Here is a 16,588-nt window from a genome sequence, read left to right on the forward strand (position 1 = left end):
GGCACGCGCCAGCCGCTGCAACTGCGCGAAGTGGCGGGCGCGGCCGATCCGCTCAGCCGCACCTGGCGCGCGCGCTACCGGCTGGTGGGTGCGCTCGACCCAGCGGCTTGGCCCTTGGGGGCGGTGCTGCGCGTGGCGCTGCAGCCCGAAGGCCGCGCCGCGGTGGCCGAGGCGGCGTTGCAGCGCGTGCCGCTGGGGGCGCTGGATGAACGCGGTGGCGGGGCGCAACTGTGGCGCGTGGTCGAGGGCAAGGCGCAGCCGGTGCCGGTGCGCTTGCACCGCATCGACGCCACCCACGCCCACCTGAGCAGCCCGCTGGCCGCTGGCGAGGCGGTGGTGGCGCTGGGCACGCACCGCCTCAGCCCTGGGCTGGCGGTGCGGGAGTTGCCCCGGTGAGCTTTCCCAACCTGTCGGCGCTGGCGGTGCGCGAGCGCGCCGTGACGCTGTTTTTCATTCTGCTGGCGGTGCTGGGCGGCGTCTATGCCTTCCTCTCGCTCGGGCGCGCCGAAGACCCGTCGTTCACGGTGCGCACCATGATGGTGTCGGCGGTCTGGCCCGGTGCCACGGCCGAGGAGATGCGCTCCCAAGTGGCGGATCGGCTCGAAAAACGCATCCAAGAGGTGCAAAACCTGTACCGCATCGAGAGCACCATCCGGCCCGGCCGCGCCGATTTGCAAGTCGAGTTCCACGACTACACCCCGAGCGAGCAAGTGCCCGATCTGTTCGACGAGGTGCGCCAGCGCATGAGCGACGAAGCGCCCCGGCTGCCGCGCGGCGTCATCGGCCCGCTGGTCAACGACGACTTCGGCGACGTCTATTTCGCCCTGATTGCCCTGAGCGCCCCCGGCTTGCCCCTGCCCGAGCTGGTGCGCACGGCCGACACCCTGCGCGACCGCCTGCAACGCTTGCCCGGCCTGCACAAGGGGCTTGTGCTGGGCGAGCGGCCGCAGCGCGTGTTCATCGACTTCGACCTGGCGCGCCTGCACCAGCTCGGCCTGGCGCCGCAAGCGGTGTTCGAGGCCATCGACGCCCAGCTCCAGTTGCTGCCTGCGGGCGCGCTGGAGCTGCAAGGCGCGCGCGTGCTGCTGCGCCTGCCCACCGAGCTGGCCGACCCGCAGCAGCTCGAACGGGTGCCGCTGCGTGTGGGCGGGCGGCTGCTGCAACTGCAGGATGTGGCGCAGGTGCGCCTAGGCCACGAGGAGCCGCCCAGCTACCTGGTGCGCGCCCACGGGCAGGACGCGGTGCTGCTGGGCGTGGTGATGCAAAAAGGCGAAAACGGGCTGGCCTTCGGTGCCCGCTTGGCCGACTTCGTGCAGCAGCAACAGGCCGAGCTGCCGCTGGGCATGGAGCTGCGCGTGCTCACCAACCAGACCGACGCCATCACGCAGGCGGTCGATCTGTTCCAGAAAAAATTCCTTGCCGCCATGGCGGTGGTGATGGTGGTGAGCATGCTGGCCATCGGCTGGCGCGCCGGGCTGGTGGTGGGCATCGCGATACCGCTCACGCTGGGCCTGACCTTTATGCTGATGAAGTTCACCGGCATCAACCTGGACCGCATCACGCTCGGGGCGCTGATCATTGCGCTGGGGCTGCTGGTGGATGACGCCATCATCGCCATCGAGATGATGATCGTCAAAATGGAGCAGGGCTGGGACCGCGTGCGCGCCGCCACCCACGCCTGGAACGCCACCGCCGCCCCGATGCTGTTTGGCACCCTGGTGACGGTGGCCGGCTTCGTGCCGATCGGCTTTGCCCAGTCGGGCGTGGGTGAATACGCGGGCAACATCTTCTGGGTGCTGGCCTATGCGCTGCTGGCCTCGTGGCTGGTGGCGGTGGTGTTCACGCCCTACCTGGGCATCAAGCTGCTGGCGCAACCCAAGCCCCTGGGCGCACACGGCGGCCACGGCGGCCCCCACGCAATCTATCAAAGCCCTGGCTACCGGCGCTTGCGCGCCCTCATCACGGCCTGCGTGAGCTGGCGCAAAAGCGTGGTCGGCGTCACGCTCTTGCTGCTGCTGCTAAGCGGCTGGGCAATGGCGAACCTGGTGCAAAAGCAGTTTTTCCCCGGCTCCGACCGGCCCGAGGTGCTGATCAGCGTGCAACTGCCCCAAGGCAGCCCGATCGCCCAGACCGACGCCACCGTGCGCCGCCTCGAAGCCATACTGGCCGCGCACCCCGACGTGCGCTCGCTCTCGGCCTATGTGGGCGCCGGTGCGCCGCGCTTTTTCATCTCGGCCAACCCGGAGCAGCCCAACCCGGCCTTTGCCAAGCTGCTCGCCATTGGGGCCGACGCGGCCGCGCGCGAGCGCATCATGGCCGATTTGCAGGCGCGCATCGACGCCGGCGAGTTCCCCGAGGCGCGGCTGCGCGTGGCGCGGCTGCTGTTTGGCCCGCCGGTGCCGTGGCCGGTGAGCTTTCGCATCATCGGGCCGGATCCGCAACAACAGCGCGCCATTGCGCAGCAGGTGCAAGGCATCATGCAGGCGCACCCGCACACCCGCAACACCCAGCTCGATTGGGACGAGCGCGCCCTGGTGCTGCAGCTCGAACTCGACGAGCAGCGCCTGCGCCTGCATGGCCTGACGCCGCGCGAGCTCAAGCAGCAGCTCCAGTTCCAGCTCGACGGCGTGGCGGTGAGCGAGCTGCGGCTGGGCACGCGCACGGTGCAGGTGCTCGCCCGCGGCAGCCGCGACGGCGGCCCGCTGCTGCCCGAGCAGATCGAAATTCGCAGCCTCGACGGCCGCCTGGTGCCGCTGGCGCAGCTTGGCCGCTTCGAGCTGCGCCACGAGGAGCCGCTGCTGCGCCGCCTCAACCGCGAGCCCTTCCTGGCGGTGCAGGCCGATGTGCGCGGGGCGCAGCCGCCCACGGTGACCGAAGAATTGTGGCAACAGATGGCCGCGCTGCGCGCCGAACTGCCGCCGGGCTACCGCATCGATATCGGCGGCACGGTGGAGCGCGCCGGGATTGCCAACCAGTCGATCCGGCAACTGTTTCCGCTCATGGTGGCGCTGATGCTGGTGTTCATCATGCTGCAGATGCGCTCGTTTTCCGGCACCTTTGTGGTGGTGGCCACGGCCCCGCTGGGGCTGGTGGGGGCGGTGCTGGCGCTGCTGCTGTTTAGCCAACCCTTTGGCTTCGTGGCGCTGCTGGGGCTGATCGGGCTGGCGGGCATTTTGATGCGCAACACCATGATCCTGACGCAGCAGGTGCAAGACAACTTCCACGACGGGCTGGAGGCCGAGGCCGCCGTGGTGGAGGCCGCGGTGCAGCGCGCGCGCCCGGTGATCCTGACCGCGCTGGCCGCCGCGCTGGCCTTCGTGCCGCTGACCTTCGACAGCTTCTGGGGCCCGCTGGCCTATGTGCTGATCGGCGGCGTGGCGGTGGGCACCGCCATCACCTTGCTCTACGTGCCGGCGCTGTACGCGCTGTGGCTGCGCATCGGCCATGCGGTGCCGCCCGAGCCGCCACCCGCACCGCCACATCCGGCTGTCTCTGGTCCCTGACCCTCCGCGCGGTGCTCAGTGCCTGGTCGGGGCGGTGGGGGCGGCTGCGGGGCCGCAGGCGGCCTGCAAGCCACGCAACCAGCCGTCCTGCACCGCTTGGGTGGCCGTGCCCAGCATGGTGTCCACCATGTTTTGCGCCAGTTCTGCGGGGGGCTGCGGCAACAGGCCCAGGCGCGAGAACGAGCTGGCCGCGAGGCGCTTGTAAGCCAGCGGCGCGCGGCCCGTGATCGAGGTGTGGCGGCCAGCGTGGGCGCTGGTTTGTTGGAGCAGCAGCGCCGTGCGCGCCGGGTCCAGCACGGTGGCGATCAGCGCCGCCTGGGTGCGCAGCCGCAGGTCGTTGAGCAGGTACATTGAGCCGACCTCTTTGCTCCACTGCGGCTTGACCAAAATGGTGTGCAGGCAGCGCACGCCGGCCCGGCTCAGGCGGTCGAGCAGGCCGATTTCGCCGGCGTTGATGCCAAAGTGCAAGGGGTGCTGGTTGATCGGGAATTTGTGCTTGATTTCGAGCACCCAGACGCGGTCGCCCAAAATCACGGCGCGGTCGAGGTTCCAGACCGTGCGAAACCACGGCTGGATGGCGCAGTTGATCAGGATGCGCGGCAGCAGCACCCGCTCGGCGAGCCGGTCTTGGTGGTAGCCCGAGACAAAGCCCCAAAAGGCCTGGCGCTGGCGCAGGCTGTTGCGCACCGAGGCGTCCACCAGAAACGGCTGGGGGCGCTGGCTGCTGAGCGTTTGCAGCAGCTCGGGCAGCCGCTGCGTGGGGCCGGCGCGCTGGCCATCGCGCACGGGTGTGGCCCAGAAATCGCCGTCTGCGTATTCGAGCAGCCACGGCCTGAGGCAGCGTTCGAGCGCCTGCAAATAGCGCCCCAGACCGGGTTGGCGCTGGCGCGCCCACACAAATCCGAGCCACCCGAGGTCGTTGCGGCCGCTGTCAACCACCACCGTTTCGACATCCAGAAGCGCCAAGGGCCGGTCAACGCACGCAGGCAGGGCCTGCACGATCTGGTCGAACAGGCATTCGACCACCAGCCCTTCGATCAGCTGGTGCTTGTCCGCAGCCAGAATCCGGCCGGCCAATTCGTGGTCGGACAGATCCAAGTCAGCCAGTTCTCCCCAAGGCGTTTGCATGGCAGCACCCTTTGCTTGCAAGGTGCCGCAAGCATAGCCGCTTAAACGTTGAACAAAAAGTTCATCACGTCGCCGTCGCGCACCACGTAGTCTTTGCCCTCGGCGCGCATTTTGCCGGCGTCTTTGGCGCCTTGTTCGCCCTTGCAGGCCAGGTAGTCGTCAAAGGCGATGGTCTGGGCGCGGATGAAGCCGCGCTCGAAGTCGCCGTGGATCACGCCCGCCGCCTGCGGTGCCGTGGCGCCGATGCGCACAGTCCAGGCGCGCACCTCTTTGGGGCCGGCGGTGAAGTAGGTTTGCAGGCCCAGCAGCTTGAAGCCGGCGCGGATGAGCCGGTTCAGGCCCGGTTCGTCCTGCCCCAGTTCCTTGAGGAAGTCCAGCCGGTCGGCCGGCTCCATTTCGGCCAGTTCGGCCTCGATCTTGGCGCAGATCGCCACCACCGGCGCGTTTTGCGTGGCGGCGTAGGCTTGCAGCTTGTCGAGCAGCGGGTTGTTGGCAAAGCCGTCTTCGCCTACATTGCCCACAAACATGGCCGGCTTGGCGGTGATCAGGCACAGCGGCTTGAGCAGCGCCCGGTCTTCTTCGCTCAGCGCCAGCGCGCGCACCGGCTGGCCCTGGTTGAGCGCGGCCTGCACCGGGCCCAGCAATTGCAGCAGCCGGGCGGCGTCTTTGTCGTTGCCGCTCTTGGCGGCTTTGCCGGCGCGCTGCAAGGCTTTGTCCACCGTGGCCAAGTCGGCCAGGCAGAGCTCGGTCTGGATGACTTCGATGTCGGACACCGGATCGACCCGGCCTGCTACGTGGATCACGTTGGCGTCTTCGAAGCAGCGCACCACGTTGACCAAGGCGTCGGTCTCGCGGATGTGGGCCAGAAACTGGTTGCCCAGCCCCTCGCCTTGGCTGGCCCCGGCTACTAGGCCGGCGATATCCACAAACTCGACGATGGCGGGCACCACGCGCTCGGGTTTGGCGATTGCCGCCAGTTGCTGCAGCCGCGCATCGGGCACCTCGACCACGCCCACATTGGGCTCGATGGTGCAAAAGGGGTAATTTTCGGCCGCGATGCCGGCCTGGGTGAGGGCGTTGAAAAGGGTGGATTTGCCCACATTGGGCAAGCCCACGATACCGCACTTGAGACTCATATAGGCCCTAAAATGACAATTTCTGAATGTCGCCGATTTTAGCGGCCCCGTCTGCTCTGGACACCGCTTTGAATAGAGCTCCGGGTGCGCTGGTGTGCCCCGCCATCGAAGCCGGCCTCTCTGCGCCAGTCCTCAAGCCCAACTGATTGCCTTTGCGCTATGCCGCTCGACCCGCACGACCCCACTGCCCACGAGCTGCCCGCCGCCTTGGAGCCGGTGTTGCACGATGTGCGCCTGCAGCTCGACCCGGACCCAGTCGAAGCCATGCCCGCGCTGCGGCGGCGGTTGGCGGCCTTGCTGCTGGAGGGGGCGCAGGCGCATGATTTTGCGCGCCGCCTGGCTTTTATCGAAGCCGGCTTGCGCCTGACGCTGCAGAGCCGGCCCGATGACAGCGTGCTGGTGCTGGTGCACATGCTGTCGGATCGGCAATATGGCTACTGCGCCACCCACGCCCTGCTGGCGGCCAGTTCGTGTTTGCTGGTGGCGCCGCTGCTGCCGATCGAGGAGCCGCAGCGGGGCGCGCTGCTGCGCGCCGCCCTGACCATGAACATCGCGCTGGCCGAGCTGCAAGACCTGCTGGCCACCCAGGCGCAGCAGACCACGGCACACCAGCGCGAAAAAATCACCGCCCACCCGAGCGATTCGGCCGCCATCTTGCGCACCTTGGGCGTGACCGACACCGATTGGTTGCGCTGGGTGCAAGACCACCACGAGGCGCCCGACGGCAGCGGCTACCCGAGCCAAAAAACCGAGCTTGATCTGGGGCAGCAGTTGCTGCGCCTGAGCGATTTGTTCGTGGCGCGCATCAGCCCGCGCAGCAGCCGGCGCGGCATGTGGCCGCAGGTGGTGGTGGGCAACCTGTACCTCGAGGCCGAAGCCAGCGCCAGCCCGCTCGGGGCTTGCTTTGTGAAGCAGTTTGGCATGTACCCGCCCGGCACCTTGGTGCGGCTGAAAACCGGCGAAACGGCGCTGGTGGTGCGGCGCGGGGCCAAGGTCAACACCCCGCTCGCGTTGGCCATCACCGGGCCCGACGGCATGCTGCTGAGCATCCCAGTCAAGCGCGACACCCAGTTGCCCTTGTATGCCATCAAGGCCCCGGTGGCGCCCGAAGAGCTGCGCATCCGGCTCGATCTGGCGCGCCTGCTCAAGCGGGTCTAAGCTCCGCTCACCAATCGGCCCAGCGCCCAAACCCCGGCAGGCCCTGTGTCAACTTGAACCCCGCCCCTTGGCGCACGATGGCGTTCATGCCAAAAGTGACTGCGCCCAGCAGCCGCCGGTCTTGGCGGTAGCTCTGCAGCAGGGCGGCCACGGCGTCGCCTTGCTCGATGCCGGTGGCCGGGTCCACATCCGGGATGGAGCAGCGCGCGCAGGGCTTGACCGGCTGCAGCCAGACTTCGGCGGGCGAAGCGGCGGCAGCGGCGCCGGTGCCAGCGGCGATGGGAAAGCGCAGTTCGGCCAGCCGGTCTTCGTCGTGCGCCTGCAGGCCACCCAGCAAGAGATTGGGGCGAAAGCGCTCCACCCCCAGCGCCTCTTGCCCGAGCAGGCGCCGGCGTTCGTTGAACTCGGCCAGCGCCGCCGCGCTCAGCAGCAGCAGCGGATAGCCGTCGCTGAAGGTGTTGGGGGCCTGAACGCCGCCGGTCCAGCGCACGTCCGAGGGCCGCACGCAATCTGGGTCGAAGCGCACCAGACGTGGCTGCAGGTCGAGCTCGGGCCGGCCCGCCAGCAAAAAATCGCTGAACCACTGCGCCGCCACGTCGCCCATGTCGTAGGCGTCGAGCTCGTCGTCCCAGACCCGCACCTTGCACGGCGCTTCGGCCGCATCCAGAGCCAGATAGAGCGACAACATGCCCGGCGCCTGCAGCTCCAGTTGCCCCATCCAAAAGCGCGGCCGCACCAGCGCCATGCGCGGCAATTCGCGCTGCGAGAGGAACTCACCGCGCTGATCGACCACCATCCAGGTGCGGTCCCATTGCAGCCCGGTCGGCAGCAGCTCGGCGCTGGCCAGCCGCACGCCGGCGCAAGACTTGATCGGATAGACCCAGAGCTGCTCGATCGACAAGGGCAGGGGGGCGTCGGTGTGAAGGGCGGTTGGCATGGGTGTGGCATCCTTTTGGGCGTGATTGTCCAATAGCCGACAATACCCGGCAATATGCACCCCCACACTTTGCTAGAACTGGGCAGCGCGCTGCTAAACCGCGTGCTGCGTTTTGAACACCCTGCCGACGCCACCGTGGCGGAGTTTTTTCGCCAACAACCCGCGCTGGGCAGCCGCGAGCGCGCGCTGCTGGCCGATGCCGTCTATGCGCTGCTGCGCGATCGGCCGCGCTTGCAGTGGCTGGCCGCCAGCCACCCGGGCCGCACGCCGCAGCAGGAGCGCCCCGCGCGCCCGCAGCGCCCCAATCATCCGGCACAGCCTCAGGGCACGGCGCAAACCCGCGCCTTGCTGCTGCTGGCCTGGACCGGCCCGGCCGAGCGCCTGCAAGCCGCCTGCCCGCCCGAGGAATGGAGCTGGCGCATGCAGGCGCTGGAGCAGACCTTGGACGCCGCAGCCCCGCCCGCCTGCCGCCACGGTTTGCCCGATTGGCTGGCCGAGGCGCTGCGGGAGGAGTTGCGGCTGGAGCAGGCGGGTTTTGGGCGCGTGGTGAGCGTGGAGGGTCAACCCCTGTCCGACATCGATGCTGATGCTGATGCTGATGCTGATGCTGATGCTGATGCGGGGCTTGCAGCCGCTGTCGAGGCCGAATTCAGTCTGGCCGCCCAGGCCCTGCGCCAGCCCGCGCCGTTGGACTTGCGCGTCAACCTGCTCAAAGCCAAGCGCCCCGCCGTGCTGGCGCTGCTGCAAGAGGCCGGCTTGCCGGCCACCGCCACACCGCACTCGCCTTGGGGCATCCGGTTGGCGGGCAAGCCTGCGCTGCAGCAGTTGCCCGCTTGGCGCGAGGGCCTGATCGAGGTGCAAGACGAAGGCGCGCAACTGCTGGCGCTGCTGTGCGAGCCCAAGCGCCAAGAAACGGTGATCGACTTTTGCGCCGGCGCCGGCGGCAAAACGCTGGCGCTGGGTGCGCTGCTGCGCCACACCGGCCGCCTGTACGCCTTCGACACCTCGGCACACCGGCTCGAAGCCCTGAAACCACGGCTGGCGCGCAGTGGCATAGCCGAAGTGCACACGCTGGCGCTGGCGCACGAGCGCGACGAGCGGCTGCAGCGGTTGGCGGGCAAGGCCGACCGGGTGCTGGTCGATGCGCCCTGCACCGGCCTGGGCACGCTGCGCCGCCAGCCCGACCTGATGTGGCGCCAGCGCCCGGCCGACGTGGCGCAACAGGCCGAGTTGCAAGGCCGCATCCTGGCGGCGGCGGCGCGCCTGCTCAAGCCCGGTGGGCGGCTGGTCTATGCCACCTGCAGCCTGCTGCGCGCCGAAAACGAGGCCATCGCCGAGGCCTTCAGCCTAGCCGAGCGCGAATTCGAGCTGCTGCCCGCCGCGCCCATTTTGGCGCGCGCCGGGGTCGAGGCTGCAGACATTCTCTGCCGCGGCCCCTACTTGCGCCTGAGGCCGCACCGGCACGGCTGCGACGGCTTTTTTGCCGCCGTTTGGCAGCGTCGGACTTGAGGCTTGGCAAGGCTGGCGCCGCCGCAGCCCGCAAAATCGCTCCGGCTGGCGGGAACGTGGGCGCGGGTTCTAGAATCCGAGTACTTAACCAGTCGCATTCGCGGGCGCTTGTATGGCGCACTGGGGCGGCCGTGTTTCTCTGGCCGTTTATTTTTGGCAGTGTCTTGAAAGGTCTGCGGTGTCGATTGAATCGTTTTGGAGTGTGGTGGTGCATTTTTTGTCCGAGGGGCTGACCGGGGCCGCGTGGTGGCAGGCGCTGCTGCTGGGTTTGTTGTTTACGCACCTGACCATCGTCAGCGTGACGCTGTATTTGCACCGCCACTCGGCGCACCGGGCGCTGGACCTGCACCCGGCGCTGGCGCACGCTTTTCGGGCCTGGCTCTGGCTCACGACCGGCATGAAAACCAAGGACTGGACCGCCATCCACCGCAAGCACCACGCCAAGTGCGAGCAGCAGGGCGACCCGCACAGCCCGGTGGTATTTGGCATCAAAAAGGTGTTCTGGCAAGGGGCCGAGCTGTACCGCGCCGAGGCGCAAAACCCCGACACGCTGGTGCGCTACGGCCACGGCACGCCGGACGACTGGATCGAGCGCCGCCTCTACAGCCGCTGGCCGCAGGTGGGCATCGTGCTGATGCTGTTTATTTACTTGGCGCTGTTTGGGGCCTTGGGGCTGGCGCTGTGGGCCATGCAGATGGTCTGGATTCCGTTCTGGGCCGCGGGCGTGGTCAACGGCATCGGGCACTACTGGGGCTACCGCAATTTCGAGTCGCCCGACGCCAGCACCAACGTCTCGCCTTGGGGCATCGTGATTGGCGGCGAGGAGTTGCACAACAACCACCACACCTACCCGACCTCGGCCAAGTTTTCGGTCAAGCCCTACGAATTTGACCTCGGCTGGGCCTACATCCGTGCCTTTTCAGTGTTCGGGCTGGCGCGGGCGCGCAAGACGCCGCCCAAGCCCGCTTTCGGGGCCGTGCGCCCGGTGGCCGACGCCGACACGCTCGAAGCCCTGATCGCGCACCGCTACGAGGTCATGGCCGCTTACGCGCAGCAAATGCGCGCCACCGTGGCGGCCGAACTGGCCGGTTTGCAGGCTGGGCGCGCCGACGCCTCGGCACTGCGCGCCGTGCGGCGCTGGTTGCACCGCGACGACGCGCAGGTGCCGCCGCAACTCCAGGCGCAGGTGCAGCAGGTGCGCGAACAACACCCCAGGCTGGCGCAGATGCACGCCATGCGCGAGGAACTGCGCGCGCTCTGGAGCCACAGCGCCCGCTCACGCGAGCAACTGGCGCAAGATTTGCACGTCTGGTGCCAGCGCGCCGAAGCCAGCGGCATTGCGGCCTTGCAGGAATTCTCGCAGCGCGTGCGCGCGCTGCGCTCGGTTTCGGCGCTGCCGGCCGCGGCCTGATCGGCCACATCCTCAAAGGGATTTGCAATGGGATTTCCGTGGCTGGTGGCCTTGAAGCTGGTGCCTTGGGGCGATGTGATCGAGCATGCGCCCAAGGTGATTGCGGGTGCGCGCCGTTTTCTGGATAAGCAACGCGGCGGTGGCGCCGACATCGACGCCGCCCCCGTGCCCACCGGCAACGGCACGCCACAAGAGCGGGTGCAGGTGCTGGAAGCGGCGTGGCAGCGCATGCAGGCCGACTTGGCCCAGGTGGCGCAGACCAACGCCGATCTGGCCGAGCAAAATGCGCGCCTGATCGACCAGGTGGAGCGCCTGCGCAAACGCAGCCGCTGGCTGATGGGCGGCGCTGCCTTGCTGGCGCTGGGGCTGCTGATGCTGGCTTGGCGGGTGTACTAAGCGGCGCTGTTGGGTAAAGATGCGCCGTTTTGCATGCGGCGTGCAGGATTCAGGGGCCTGAGTTGGGCGCGCCATCTGCTTTTGGCGGGGGTGCGCTTTGGGCTTGCAGCGCGGCGTCGCAGCCGCTGCCGGCCGCAATCCAGCGCCGCGCCAAGCGGTTCCAGAGCCGTGCCCACAGGTGCGCCGGTGCGCCGGTCCCGACCGCCTCTCCCGCGCTGCCAAGCCCCTCGGCGCTGACCACGATGGCCCCGCAGCGGTAGCGCTGCGCCGCCGCCTCCCAGCGCAACATGCGGCAGGCACCGCGCCAGCGCCAGCTGAGCACCATCCCCAGCGGACACGGCTCGGCTAGGCAACACAGGCCACAGCCGTTGCAGGGTTCGCCCAAGGCCGGCTTGGCCGGTGCCAGCGGCTCGACGTGCAGCACCTGCCAGCGCGCAACCATGGCTCAAGGCTGCGCCGCAGCGGCTGCCGGTGCAGCGGGTGGGTGGCCGGACGCGCCGGTTGGCGGTCCTGCGTGGCGGTTCACCTCGGGGACGGGCTCGGGGGTGTGCAGCACCGCGCCACGCGCCAGCACCGGCCCCAAGGCGACGCCGGTGTGGCTGCCCTGGCGCACCAAGTCTTCCGGGGTGCCCTGCGCCACCAAGCGGCCCCCCTCCTGCCCGCCTTCGGGGCCAAGGTCCAGCACCCAGTCGGCCTCGGCGATCAGGTCCAAATCGTGCTCGATCACCAGCACGCTGTGGCCGCCATCCACCAGCCGGTGCAGCATGCGGATCAGCCGCTCCACGTCAGCCATGTGCAGCCCGACCGTGGGCTCATCGAGCACGTAGAGCGTGTGCGGGGCTTTTTGGCCGCGTCGCCCCAGGTCGTGGCGCACCTTGGCCAGCTCGGTCACAAGCTTGAGGCGCTGCGCCTCGCCGCCCGAGAGCGTGGGCGAAGGCTGGCCAAGCGTGAGGTAGCCCAGGCCCACATCGTGCAGCAGTTGCAGCGGCTGCGCAATGGCGGGTATGGAGGCAAAAAATGCCAGCGCCTGATCGACTTCCATGCCCAGCACCTCGGCGATGCTGCGGCCGCGCCAGCTCACCGCCAGCGTCTCGGGGTTGAAGCGCGCACCGTGGCAAACCTCGCACGGCAGCTTGACATCGGGCAAAAAGCTCATGGCGATGGTGCGCAGGCCCTGGCCCTCGCAGTGCGGGCAGCGGCCCGCGCCGGTGTTGAAGGAAAAGCGCCCCGGCCCGTAGCCACGCGCGCGCGCCTCCAGCGTCTCGGCGTAGAGCTTGCGTATCGTGTCCCAAAAGCCGATGTAGGTGGCCGGGCAGGAGCGCGGGGTTTTGCCGATCGGGGTCTGATCCACCTCCAGCACGCGCTCGATGCCTTCGCTGCCAATCAGGGCCTGACAGCCCTGCCAGGCCGGGCGCACGCCCGCGTCCCAAGCGCGCCGCCCGGCCTGCGTGCTGCGCAGTTGCACCGCCGCCGCCACATTGCTCAGCAGCACCTCACGCGCCAGCGTGGATTTGCCCGAACCGCTCACCCCCGTGACCGCCACCAAGCGCCGCAGCGGCAGGCGCAGCGTGAGCTGTTGCAGGTTGTGGCGCTGAGCGCCTTTGACCAGCAGCCAGTCGGGGGGTGGGGTTGCGCTGCCGCTTGCGCTGGGCGGGCTGGGGGGCGAGGCCGGCAAGGAATCGGAGCCTAGGCTTGCGATGGCGCTGCCGCTTGCACTGGGCGGGCTGGGGGGCGGGGCCGGCAAGGGATCGGAGCCTGCGACTGACGCGCCGGCCCCGCCCCCCAGCCCGCCCAGCGCAAGCCCACCAGCACAAAAACCGAAACCATCCGCCACCCAACGCCTAGCCTGCAGCGGATGGCGCATGGCGTGCAGCAGGTAGCGCCCGGTCTGCGAATCGGGGGCGGCCATCAGGTCGGCCAGCGTGCCCTGGGCCACCACCTGGCCGCCGCGCACCCCGGCGCCGGGGCCGATGTCGATCAGGTGCTCGGCGCGGCGGATGGTGTCCTCATCGTGCTCCACCACCACCAGCGTATTGCCCTGGCGGCCCAACTGCTGCAAGGCATCCAGCAAAATCCGGTTGTCGCGCGGGTGCAGGCCGATGGTCGGCTCATCCAGCACATAACACACCCCTTGCAGGCTAGAGCCCAACTGCGCCGCCAGCCGGATGCGCTGCGCCTCGCCGCCACTGAGCGTGGGCGCGCCGCGCTCCAGCGTCAGGTAGCCCAGCCCGACTTGCTGCAAAAACCGCAGCCGCCCCAAGATTTCGGGCAGCAGGTCGCGCGCAATCTGGGCTTGGCGCGGCGTCAAAGCGCCGCCCTCGGGCAGCGCCTGCACCCAGGCCTGCAGCGCGTGTACGCTCAAGCGCGCCAGCTCGGTAATGCTGCGGCCTTGGAACTGCACCGCCCGCGCCACCGGGTTCAGGCGGCTTCCCTCACAGGTGGCGCAGGGCTGCTCGCTCAGGTCATCGAAGTCGGGCTCGCTCAGGCTCTGCTCGCGACCCTGGCCGTCGTCGGGCGGGCGGCTGTCGTCAAACGCCTGGCGCTGCTGGCGGTTCAACTGCACCCCGGTGCCCACGCAATCCGGGCACCAGCCGTGCTTGCTGTTGTAGGAAAACAGGCGCGGGTCCAGCTCGGCGTAGCTGCTGCTGCACAGCGGGCAGGCGCGCAGGGTCGAGTAGCTATCGATCTGCCCAATGCCGGCGCCGCTGCCCCCGGCCGCCAAGGCGCTGGCCAGGCTACCGGGGCGCCCGGTGTCGTCGGGGCCGCCGATGCCGCTGAGCACTTGCAGCACGCCCTTGCCGTGTTCGAGCGTGAGCTCGATCAGCTCGCGCAACTCGGCTTCGTGCTCGGGCTGCACTTCCAGGCTGCCCACCGGCAGCTCGATCTGGTGCTCGCGAAAGCGCTCCAGCTTGGGGAAACCCAGCGTGGGCACAAACTCGCCATCGACACGCAAATGGCTGTGCCCGCGCTGGCGCGCCCAGTCGGCCAGTTCGGTGTAGAGGCCCTTGCGCCCGCGCACCAGCGGTGCCAGCAAACCGATGTGCTGGCCCCGAAAACGCCCCATCAGTTGCCCCAAAATCGCCGCCGGGCTTTGCGGCTGCACCGGGCTGTCGTCGTGGATGCAGTGCTGGGTGCCGAGCTTGACGTAGAGCAGGCGCAGGTAATGCCAGACTTCGGTCACGGTGCCGACGGTCGATTTGCGCCCGCCGCGCGAGAGCCGCTGTTCGATCGCCACGGTGGGCGGAATGCCGTGTACGGCATCGACGTCGGGCCGCCCGGCCGGCTGCACGATGCTGCGCGCGTAGGCGTTGAGGCTCTCCAGGTAGCGGCGCTGGCCCTCGTTGAACAAAATGTCGAAGGCCAGCGTCGATTTGCCCGATCCGCTCACGCCGGTGATGACGCTGAAGCGCCCGCGCGGTATGGCCAGCGAGAGGTTTTTGAGGTTGTGCTCTTTGGCGTTGACGATCTGGATTGACGGCGTGGCGCTTGCCGCTGCTCCGGGCTGGCCCCGGTCGAACCGCCACGGGGGTGGCGCGGGCTCGCTGGCCCGCAGCCCCCCTTCCGCCTCGGCGTAGGCGCGCAGCGCCGCTGCGGTGTGGCTGCTGGGGTGCAGGCGCACTTCCTCGGGCGGGCCTTGGGCCACCACCTGCCCGCCGCCCGTGCCGGCTTCGGGGCCGAGGTCAATCAGCCAGTCGCTGGCGCGGATTACATCGAGGTTGTGTTCGATCACGATCAAGGAGTGCCCGGCCTCCACCAGCTTGCGCAGGGCGCGCATGAGCTTGGCGATGTCGTCGAAATGCAGCCCGGTGGTGGGCTCGTCGAACAGCAACAACTGGCCCAGCGGGGGCGGGCTGGCACTGCGCGTTGCGCGGGCGGATGGCGCAGCTTGATCCGGCTGCGCTGCGGCTGCCGCTCGCACCACGCCCGGCTTGGCTGGGCTGCGCCGGGCGGCAGCGGCAGCGGCATCCGTCTGCGCCGCCAGCGCCAGGTGCGCCGCGAGCTTGAGGCGCTGCGCCTCGCCGCCGCTGAGCGTGGGCACGGGCTGGCCGAGCTTGAGGTATTCCAACCCCACCTCCACCAGCGGCTGCAGGGCGGCGCAGAGCGTGCGTTCGAGCTTGCGCTGCGCCGGGTCGGGGGTGCTGGCTTGTGCCGCCGCGCTGGGCCAAGCCGATGCGGATTCGGGCGCTGCGGGCGCCATATCTGCTCCTGTGCCTGTGCCAAACAAGGCCAGCGCCTCGCTCACCGTGAGGTCGAGCAGCTCGGCAGCGTTCCAGCCGCGCCCGCCGCGCTCCAGGCGCACCTCCAGCACCTCGGGCCGGTAGCGTTGGCCGAGGCAGTCGGGGCAGCGCAGATAGACGTCGCTCAAGAACTGCATCTCGACGCGCTCGAAACCGCTGCCGCCGCAGCCTGGGCAGCGCCCGTCGCCGCCGTTGAAGCTGAACTTGGCGGCGGTGTAGCCGCGCTGACGCGCCAGCGGCTGGGCTGCCAGCAGGGCGCGCAGGGCGTCCCAGGCGCCGATGTAGCTGGCCGGGTTGGAGCGCGCCGTTTTGCCGATCGGGGACTGGTCGATGAACACCACCGCGCTCAACTGCTCGGCCCCCAGCAGGGCCTCGTGCGCCAGCGGGGCCTGGCCGCTGTGGCCAAAGTGGCGCTGCAGCGCTGGGGCGAGCACGTCTTGAATCAGGGTTGATTTGCCCGATCCGCTCACGCCGGTGACGCAGACCAGGCGCTGCAGCGGAAAATCGACGTCGATGCCCTGCAGGTTGTGGGCGCGCACGCCGCGCAGTTGCAGCCGGGGTGTGCTGGGCGTGACCATGCGTTTGAAGCCGAAACCGACTTGTTTGCGCCCGCCCAAGTAGGCGCCGGTGAGGGTGTCGGCCTGGCGCAACTGCTCGGGGCTGCCGTCGAACACGATCTGGCCGCCGCGCGCGCCGGGGCCGGGGCCCATGTCGATGACGCGGTCGGCGGCGAGCATGAGCGCCGGGTCGTGCTCCACCACCACCAGCGTGTTGCCGGCGTCGCGCAGCCTGCGCATGGCTTGCAAGATGCGCCCCATGTCGCGCGGGTGCAGCCCGATGCTGGGCTCGTCGAGCACGAACAGGGTGTTGACGAGTGAGGTGCCGAGCGCAGTGGTCAGGTTGATGCGCTGCACCTCGCCGCCGCTCAAGGTGCGGCTTTGCCGATCCAGCGTCAGGTAGCCCAGCCCGACTTCGCACAAGTAGCGCAACCGGGTCTGGATTTCGTCTAGCAGCAGTTTGAGTTCGGGCTGGGGGTGATCGTTGGTGGGCGGCGCTGGCGCTGCCGGGGGTGGGGCGGGTTCGTTGGTGGGTTGCGCTGACGCGGCCGGGGCTGGGGCGGGTTCGTCAGTCGCAGGCTCCGATTCCTCACCCACCCCAGCCCCGGCCGCGCC

The 16,588-nt window shown here is 69.2% G+C and carries 10 protein-coding genes and 1 pseudogene; 6 read left to right on the plus strand and 5 right to left on the minus strand.

Features of this window, described 5'->3' with window-relative positions; genetic code table 11:
• Both SRAH_RS12800 and SRAH_RS11325 read left to right on the plus strand, forming a co-directional pair.
• Window positions 1-396, plus strand: a 396-nt coding sequence (locus SRAH_RS12800) for an RND family efflux transporter (protein WP_029463450.1), incomplete at its 5' end; no start/stop codon positions are given.
• Window positions 393-3,503, plus strand: a complete 3,111-nt coding sequence (locus SRAH_RS11325) for an efflux RND transporter permease subunit (protein ID WP_045477385.1) — start codon at window positions 393-395, stop codon at window positions 3,501-3,503. The genes SRAH_RS12800 and SRAH_RS11325, both read left to right, overlap by 4 nt.
• Before the next feature lie 15 nt (window positions 3,504-3,518).
• Here the strand turns inward: SRAH_RS11325 and SRAH_RS11330 are convergent, their stop codons facing one another.
• Complete coding sequence (locus SRAH_RS11330; RefSeq protein ID WP_045477388.1) at window positions 3,519-4,631, minus strand: hypothetical protein; 1,113 nt, start codon at window positions 4,629-4,631, stop codon at window positions 3,519-3,521.
• Between the two features lie 41 nt (window positions 4,632-4,672).
• Entirely contained in the window at window positions 4,673-5,767 is a 1,095-nt protein-coding gene (gene ychF, locus SRAH_RS11335; RefSeq protein ID WP_029463453.1) for a redox-regulated ATPase YchF, read from the minus strand.
• Between the two features lie 159 nt (window positions 5,768-5,926).
• On the opposite strand from ychF, the gene SRAH_RS11340 reads away from it, so the two are divergent.
• A complete protein-coding gene (locus SRAH_RS11340) occupies window positions 5,927-6,925 on the plus strand; it encodes an HD-GYP domain-containing protein (RefSeq protein ID WP_029463454.1) in 999 nt (332 codons plus the stop codon).
• 7 nt (window positions 6,926-6,932) lie between these two features.
• Here the strand turns inward: SRAH_RS11340 and SRAH_RS11345 are convergent, their stop codons facing one another.
• On the minus strand, window positions 6,933-7,862 hold the full coding sequence (locus SRAH_RS11345) for an MOSC domain-containing protein (RefSeq protein WP_029463455.1): 930 nt from the start codon (window positions 7,860-7,862) through the stop codon (window positions 6,933-6,935).
• A gap of 54 nt (window positions 7,863-7,916) precedes the next feature.
• Between SRAH_RS11345 and SRAH_RS12195 the strand changes: the two genes are divergently transcribed.
• The 3 genes from SRAH_RS12195 (at window position 7,917) to SRAH_RS11360 (ending at window position 11,178) form a co-directional block, all read left to right on the plus strand.
• Window positions 7,917-9,371, plus strand: coding sequence for an RsmB/NOP family class I SAM-dependent RNA methyltransferase (locus SRAH_RS12195; RefSeq protein WP_045477391.1), 1,455 nt, complete (start codon window positions 7,917-7,919; stop codon window positions 9,369-9,371).
• 178 nt (window positions 9,372-9,549) lie between these two features.
• A complete protein-coding gene (locus SRAH_RS11355) occupies window positions 9,550-10,782 on the plus strand; it encodes a DesA family fatty acid desaturase (RefSeq protein ID WP_045477393.1) in 1,233 nt (410 codons plus the stop codon).
• A 27-nt stretch (window positions 10,783-10,809) separates the two neighbouring features.
• On the plus strand, window positions 10,810-11,178 hold the full coding sequence (locus tag SRAH_RS11360) for a hypothetical protein (RefSeq protein ID WP_029463458.1): 369 nt from the start codon (window positions 10,810-10,812) through the stop codon (window positions 11,176-11,178).
• A gap of 49 nt (window positions 11,179-11,227) precedes the next feature.
• Here the strand turns inward: SRAH_RS11360 and SRAH_RS11365 are convergent, their stop codons facing one another.
• Window positions 11,228-11,620, minus strand: a complete 393-nt coding sequence (locus SRAH_RS11365) for a hypothetical protein (RefSeq protein WP_029463459.1) — start codon at window positions 11,618-11,620, stop codon at window positions 11,228-11,230.
• 120 nt (window positions 11,621-11,740) lie between these two features.
• Window positions 11,741-16,438, minus strand: a pseudogene (locus SRAH_RS11370) (excinuclease ABC subunit A); the annotation flags it as partial.
• Window positions 16,439-16,588 lie beyond the last annotated feature (150 nt).

It is taken from the genome of Serpentinimonas barnesii, from assembly GCF_000696225.1.
In the GTDB taxonomy this organism is placed as follows: domain Bacteria; phylum Pseudomonadota; class Gammaproteobacteria; order Burkholderiales; family Burkholderiaceae_C; genus Serpentinimonas; species Serpentinimonas barnesii.